Origin of the sequence: Persicobacter diffluens (assembly GCF_036244895.1) — a bacterium.
GTDB lineage: Bacteria > Bacteroidota > Bacteroidia > Cytophagales > Cyclobacteriaceae > Persicobacter > Persicobacter diffluens.
Genome location: NZ_BQKE01000006.1, coordinates 278,030 through 284,208 on the forward strand (window position 1 = coordinate 278,030; position 6,179 = coordinate 284,208).

General features: G+C 37.2%; 9 protein-coding genes. 6 read left to right on the forward strand and 3 right to left on the reverse strand.

What is annotated here, in order from left to right; translation table 11 throughout:
- Positions 1–101 precede the first annotated feature (101 nt).
- The 3 genes from AAA970_RS25935 to AAA970_RS25945 form a co-directional block, all read right to left on the reverse strand.
- Positions 102–761, reverse strand: a complete 660-nt coding sequence (locus tag AAA970_RS25935; protein ID WP_420916756.1) for a replication initiation protein — start codon at positions 759–761, stop codon at positions 102–104.
- Positions 680–1,060, reverse strand: coding sequence for a RepB family plasmid replication initiator protein (locus AAA970_RS25940; RefSeq protein WP_338239831.1), 381 nt, complete (start codon positions 1,058–1,060; stop codon positions 680–682). The genes AAA970_RS25935 and AAA970_RS25940 overlap by 82 nt, the downstream gene beginning before the upstream one ends.
- A gap of 413 nt (positions 1,061–1,473) precedes the next feature.
- Entirely contained in the window at positions 1,474–1,776 is a 303-nt protein-coding gene (locus tag AAA970_RS25945; protein ID WP_338239738.1) for a helix-turn-helix domain-containing protein, read from the reverse strand.
- 519 nt (positions 1,777–2,295) lie between these two features.
- Between AAA970_RS25945 and AAA970_RS25950 the strand changes: the two genes are divergently transcribed.
- From AAA970_RS25950 to AAA970_RS25975, 6 genes are all read left to right on the forward strand, one after another.
- Entirely contained in the window at positions 2,296–3,075 is a 780-nt protein-coding gene (locus AAA970_RS25950; protein WP_479531374.1) for a hypothetical protein, read from the forward strand.
- A 40-nt stretch (positions 3,076–3,115) separates the two neighbouring features.
- Positions 3,116–3,559 carry a hypothetical protein gene (locus tag AAA970_RS25955; protein WP_338239740.1) on the forward strand — a complete coding sequence of 148 codons (444 nt, stop codon included), beginning with the start codon at positions 3,116–3,118 and terminating at the stop codon, positions 3,557–3,559.
- 1,132 nt (positions 3,560–4,691) lie between these two features.
- On the forward strand, positions 4,692–4,913 hold the full coding sequence (locus tag AAA970_RS25960; RefSeq protein ID WP_338239833.1) for a hypothetical protein: 222 nt from the start codon (positions 4,692–4,694) through the stop codon (positions 4,911–4,913).
- A 31-nt stretch (positions 4,914–4,944) separates the two neighbouring features.
- Positions 4,945–5,313, forward strand: coding sequence for a hypothetical protein (locus tag AAA970_RS25965; RefSeq protein ID WP_338239834.1), 369 nt, complete (start codon positions 4,945–4,947; stop codon positions 5,311–5,313).
- Positions 5,310–5,867 carry a relaxase/mobilization nuclease domain-containing protein gene (locus tag AAA970_RS25970; protein ID WP_338239835.1) on the forward strand — a complete coding sequence of 186 codons (558 nt, stop codon included), beginning with the start codon at positions 5,310–5,312 and terminating at the stop codon, positions 5,865–5,867. The genes AAA970_RS25965 and AAA970_RS25970 overlap by 4 nt, the downstream gene beginning before the upstream one ends.
- Positions 5,822–6,136 carry a hypothetical protein gene (locus AAA970_RS25975; protein WP_338239836.1) on the forward strand — a complete coding sequence of 105 codons (315 nt, stop codon included), beginning with the start codon at positions 5,822–5,824 and terminating at the stop codon, positions 6,134–6,136. The genes AAA970_RS25970 and AAA970_RS25975 overlap by 46 nt, the downstream gene beginning before the upstream one ends.
- The last annotated feature ends 43 nt before the right edge of the window (positions 6,137–6,179 follow it).

A 6,179-nucleotide genomic window follows, 5' to 3' on the forward strand; every position in this document is an offset into this window, starting at 1 on the left:
TTATTGAAAACAACCATGGGCTTTTAGCCTATTTATTTTACTGTTAATGGTACCCTTTTCGGTTGGAATGGTGATACCCATTTGGTTGGAGATTACACCTCTTATTTTGGTCGATATGAAGCTAAGTTAAACTTCCAGTTTCTTTCTTTAAAGCCGATATCAAAGTTAAAAAAATATTCTAAATACTGTTGCACAAAAGACCTCATCACATACCAATCATTTTTAACCTCTCCGTTCTGTTTAGCATCATATAAAGCTTTATGAACTTGTGATTTTAAATATTCCTGTTGCTCTACATTAAGTCTTTTTTTAACCCTTTCCCATGAATCTCCATCAAATACCATCTTACCTTTTTTATTTCCAGCATCTTTTGATATCGAATCTTGAGAAATAATAAATTCAATAGAATCCAACTTACGCCCTACTCTAATTTCTTTATAATCGATGGTTAAATCTGTCTTTTCATTAATTTCCTTTTTTGACTGTTCCAAAACTTTTCGTTTAAAATCATTCGTCCTCAACAATGTAGTTTCTAAATACAATAGCTCACGTAACTCTTTAATTGAAATAATAAAATGCTTTTTATCACTCCACCTAGAAACCAACTGAAAAATTTTTTTTGTATGTTTTCCTTTTAAAGCCACAATAGAACTCAACTCAAACAGGGTAAAATTGCCTTTTAAATTATGTAGGAAAGATGAAACCGCCTCATTAAACTGAAAGGTGATTCGACCAGAATCGTAATCAATTTCACTAAATATTGGCTTATGGTTCCACTTTCCGTTTTCTCCTCGAACCTCCAGAAAGTGGATGCTAATGCAGGCAAATTTTCAGACCTATTTCCTCTAATAGCTGTTTCAATTCGGGTATGATTAACAGACTTCCCTCCAAGGTTTTTTAATTCTTGAACAGAAGTTCTATACTTACCCGTCCAAGGATCATTTTCACCTACCTTCGATAACATCACATAAAAGATGTCTATTTGAAGAGGAATAAAATCAACACGACCATTTGTAAGGTCATTAGATTGAGCTACTTTGATTTGGTTTTGTTCGGTCATATCACAAGTAAAATAATTGTTGCGACTTTTCAAAATTTAGGTCGCATACAAATAGTCGCAGAACCATACAAACAGTCGCATTTCCACATACGTTTGGTCGTATAATACTCCGTTTCTACATACAAATAGTCGCACTTAAGCATACATTTGGTCGCAATCGCGAGGCCTATTTATTTGTATTTCAGTAAGTTACAACCCCCTCAATATTACAATAATAGATACAATAAATACAATCAAGAAAGAGAAAAGCAAGAATATTGTACTTTTTCTGGTAAAAAAATAAATATACCTCGCGATTGCGACTAAATGTATGCTTAAGGATACAAAAAATAACCATTGACATACATTTAGTCGCATTTGAATAATCTCAAGCTCTTCGCTATCACTATTTCTAGAAAGTAACTAGCTTTAAATTAGTCAATTAATAATTCTCCATCTGGAGATATTTGAAGTTTGATGTCAACTTCAATACCAGCAGATTTTAATGAAATTACTTTCGTGCTTTTGTCAATTTCAATTTCTTTTTCTTTAAATGAAATACTTAAATCTAAATCAAGGATATCAGCAAGCTTTCTAAGGTTACTTATTGAAGGTTCGCTATGCCCTGTTTTCCAATTACTGATTGTTGTGGCTGATACCCCTAATAATTCAGCCAAGTGTGCATTGGACAATTGCTTACTCTGAATAGCTTTCTTGATAATTGTATTTAATTCCATTACCGAAAGTATCAAAATCAATTTGATTAATAAAAAACCGCTAAATAATTTTGGATATATCAAATTTAAATTGATATTACATCAAATTCAATTTGACAAATAAATAAAAAGGAGGTTAATGTCAGTTTACCCTTTCTTTCCCTTTAGAAAATGAGTAGATGCAATCCATCTATTTAACTCTTACTAGGGCCATGTTTTTTATTACTTTTGTTATATTTACGTTGTGTATAAAAAATTATTCATTAAATTGTCGAAAATAACACTGATCAAAAGACGAAAAATCAGTCGAGAATAAATAAAAAAAGCCGCTAGCTTGGAACTAAACGGCTCAAAATTTAATAATAACTTATTTAAAAATGGAGAAAAAAACCCATTTAACCAATCTAGACGGTACTTTTTTAAAAAAGCGAGCCGCAAATTTCCGAAGAATTAAAGGAATGGATTCAGCCACTTTCGGAAGAGCAATTTCAGCAGCTCAAGGAAAACATTGAGCGAGAAGGGGTAAGAGATCCTTTAACGATGTGGAAAGAAAAAGGCCTATTGGTCGATGGACATCACCGATTTAAGATTATTCAGGAATTAGGTTTATCCTGGGAAACTGTTCCGGTAATATATCAGTCTTTTGATTCTATTGAGGATGTCAAAGATTGGATGATCCTCAATCAATTGGGACGCAGAAATTTAAATTCGAATGAGCTTTCCTATTTGCGTGGTAAGCTATACAATCGTGAGAAAGGAAAACGAGGGGGACAAGAAGGAAATTCCAATTATTCTGGAAGAGACGAATGTGCCAATTTGACACATTCGTCTACAGCTGAAAAAATTGCTAATGATTTTTCTGTAGGAGAAAGAACGATTCATAGAGATAGTGATTATGCTAAAGGTGTCGATATTATTGGTAATGAGGACCCAAACTTGAAAGCTGATATACTTTCCGGAAAAAAGAAAGTATCGAAAGCTATAGTCCAAAAACTTGGAAAAAAAGGGAAAGTAGATGGACGTACCAGTCTGAATGAATTAATTGAAATTTCAAGGGGTGAAGCTGAGGAAACCATGAAAGCCAGGAAGGAGGAAGAGAAAAAAGACGCCAAAGAGGAATTCATCAAGAACATGACTGAGATTCATGATTACAAAGAATTCTATGTCATAAGGGAGCAAATCCTAACTTTATTTAAAGATCACCTGGATGACATTGAAAGCGCTGTGCCCGATGAAACAAAATATTTATTAGGGATAACGAATCGGCTTCACGTTTTGGTCGAGCATCATTGGGACAATGTGGTGTCTAAAGAAAAATAGAGTATCCTGTACGTTTTATGGAATTTAGGTATTTTCCCTTATGCTTTTTACGCAATGTATAAATCATAAAGGTTTGGTAGGTCTTGCTGCCTCTTGGTTAAAGAGGCGCAAGCCTTCAAATCAGATCAGTTGTACCGAAGTATTTACTGAATTGGTTACCATTAATAATACTGGTGAGATTCCTGACGTGATTGGCTTCAATTATTGGACTTCCGTTGTGGTTGAGGTAAAAACGAGTAGGGCTGACTTTTTGAGGGATAGGAAAAAGCCCTTTCGACAGGAGCCAATAAAGGGCATGGGAGAGTTCCGGTATTATTGTGTTCCAAAAGGATTAGTGAAGAAAGATGAATTACCCAACAGTTGGGGTTTACTGGAGTATGATTCTGGTAAATTGGTCTGTTCGCTACTTCCTGAAAGAATGAAAAGTAACGCTGTTGAGGAGCGGATATTCTTATTGTCTGCTTTAAGGAGATTAAAAAAGTAGTTCTGCCAATTTGAGGCAGGAGACACAAATCAGAACGCATGGACTGAAGGGAGGAAAAAGGGAGTATACCGGTTAGTGCTAGTATTCCAATTATTTTCATTCATTTAAAAATTAGTTTCATGGAACAGTTTATTGAAGCTTTCAATATTATCTGCCTTGTTGGGCAGGGATTGCCCTTCCAGTTTTTATTTTTCTTTGTGTTCAAATGGCAGGCGTCTTCTATAAAAAGTTTGAGGTTCTATTACTGAAAAAAAGCTGTAATTCGATCCTGTATTTCTGCTCTTTTGGTGGATTCCTTTGTTGGTAGCTTTCGGGGTAATGATTAATCTGTATCAGCATTTGCCAAGAATGATTTTCTATGGCTAACGGATCATTTGGCCGACTATGCAGATAGCATGGTTTCTCTTATTTGTATCTTCCTATTGGCTTTTTGTCTGGGTGGGATTGGTGATTTCTCATTACTGGGCCGTTAAATTGGTTTTTTCCATTATACAAGACCGCTTTAAAATTGATCGAGATTTACTCCAAATTATTTTTATGCTGGCTTTTTTAAGCGTATCTATTTGGTTGTGCTATTGATTCCCAAAGCCCTATTACTGTAATAATTCTTTCTATAGCCCTTTTTAATTCTCTCATATTAAGCCTGAGATTTCCGCAATTGGTTCCAGCTATGAGAATGAGTCCGAGGATGCGGTTGGGAGAATGCAGGCAATAAATTCCGCGATATATGGAGGAGATAAAAAAAGCAGTAAGGACTAAAGGGGAGAAATGTAACCCATTTTCTCTACGGTTTTTGGGAAGTCCGGACTGTTCTTTCTTGGGGCAGATCCTCCCGGACTTCCGAAATCACTAAGGTTTAGGAGCCGCTTTGCGGCCAGAGTTAATTGAGGTCACCAGGGAGGCAAGCTCCCATGACCTCAGGTTGGAGTCCTCTCCCCACCCGCTTTTTTTAGGCGTCGCTTTGCGACAATGCTTCTAATGAGCCACGGAGGCCAATACAAAAATTGGATTTTTGTTGTTGCAGGATGTGCTTTTGAGTCCCTCAAAAGCTATCCCTGCCGACGAGTCGGAATATTTGGCGCAACTTAACTGAAAATAGAAATGAGCAAGCAAGAATTAAATACCCGGCTTTTTGAAAGAGAGAAGTTCCGGAATTTTCAGGACTGAGCAAAGTTTGGAAATGGCGAAAGATGATGTTCATCGGAAAGAATACATCCAATACCTTCAACGTATTTGCCCGGAAAGACTACATAAAGAATTGGCCATTTTATACGGTCATAGTCTGAAGGGAAAAGAGCGTCGAGAATTAGGGAAAGTAGTAGCAGCGTATTTGACCACACTTAACCGAAAATAAAGATGAAAAGAAAGCAGCAAAAAAGCCGCCAATGGTTGCCTTGAAATTCAGAGTTTCTCAGGCAGAGCACGAGCAAATCAAACTGATGCAAAGCCAGCATAATCCGGAGAATCTTTCGGCCATGCTTCGACAATTTGTGATGGATGCTGTGAAGGAAGAAAGAGTTTATCAAAGAGATTCGAAGCAGGATGTTATGCAGTCCATTCATTTGCTAGGAACGGTAATGAGTAACTGTCATTTTTCTTTAGAGGAATGTAAAGGAGGTATTTTATTGGGCTATCAGCATGGCCGGATAAAGGAAGAACAGGTTGAGTTACTATTAAAGGTGATAGAGACTTACACTTCTACGCTTTGTGAACTCACATTGGCCTATCGGAATTTAGTTTCGTCACTGATATGAGTGCCCAGGCGAAAATACTCAGTAGTGCCGGAGGGAAATTTAATGCGGTACAATATAACGACCGGAAACGTGACGGCGAAAAGGCGGAATTGCTTAAAGTAAAGAATTTTGGGCAGTTGGAAATGATGGGTGATAATGCTCGCAGAAAGACTATGTTAAACCTTCAGGCAGTTTCTTTCCGAAATGAAAACGTAAAGAATAAGCAATTTCATGCCGTTCTCAGTGTGAAGGGCGATGCATTGTCCCATGAGCAATTAGCGGAAATGGCGGAGGACTATATGAAAGAAATGGGCTATGGTAATGTTCCATACTTGGTATTTGGTCATTATGATACTGCAAACAATCACGTTCATATCGTCAGTACTCGCGTGGATATGGATGGTCAAAAGATTGATGATAGCTTCGAGCGTTTGAAATCTCAGCAGGCGATGCAGAAGATTCAGAATATTAGTCCTGAGCTGGAGTTAAAGCGGTTCATCAGGATATCTCAAAATATTCTTTCTCTACCATGGCGCAATATAAAGCCCTGGGGGAAGCATCCGGATATATCATGAGGCTGAAAGGGGAGAAGATGGAGTTCATTAAGTACGGCAAGGTGCAGGGGACCGAAGATAAGGCAGTGCTGGAAGAGCGGATGAAAGCTTATAAAAAGGATCAGAAACGTATCAAGCAGCTTCGGGCGATCTTTCATAAATATAAGCCGGCCATGGAGCACGAGGCTTTTCAAAAGTTTCTGCAGGAGAAATTTGGTGTTGAGCTTTCCTTTCATGTTGGGGAAGGAAAAAGAAAGCGTATGGCTACACGATATAGATCATGCCAGTAAATCAATATATAAAGGTGGTGAAGTCATGCCTTTAGAATCCTAT

What these genes read in the sequence shown, in the direction of transcription:
- AAA970_RS25970 (WP_338239835.1), top strand. Translation starts at nt 5,310, where the DNA reads ATGAGTGCCCAGGCGAAAATACTCAGTAGTGCCGGAGGGAAATTTAAT.
- AAA970_RS25975 (WP_338239836.1), top strand. Translation starts at nt 5,822, where the DNA reads ATGGCGCAATATAAAGCCCTGGGGGAAGCATCCGGATATATCATGAGG.
- AAA970_RS25950 (WP_479531374.1), top strand. Translation starts at nt 2,296, where the DNA reads ATGTGGAAAGAAAAAGGCCTATTGGTCGATGGACATCACCGATTTAAG.
- AAA970_RS25945 (WP_338239738.1), bottom strand. Translation starts at nt 1,776, where the DNA reads ATGGAATTAAATACAATTATCAAGAAAGCTATTCAGAGTAAGCAATTG.
- AAA970_RS25940 (WP_338239831.1), bottom strand. Translation starts at nt 1,060, where the DNA reads ATGACCGAACAAAACCAAATCAAAGTAGCTCAATCTAATGACCTTACA.
- AAA970_RS25955 (WP_338239740.1), top strand. Translation starts at nt 3,116, where the DNA reads ATGCTTTTTACGCAATGTATAAATCATAAAGGTTTGGTAGGTCTTGCT.
- AAA970_RS25965 (WP_338239834.1), top strand. Translation starts at nt 4,945, where the DNA reads ATGGTTGCCTTGAAATTCAGAGTTTCTCAGGCAGAGCACGAGCAAATC.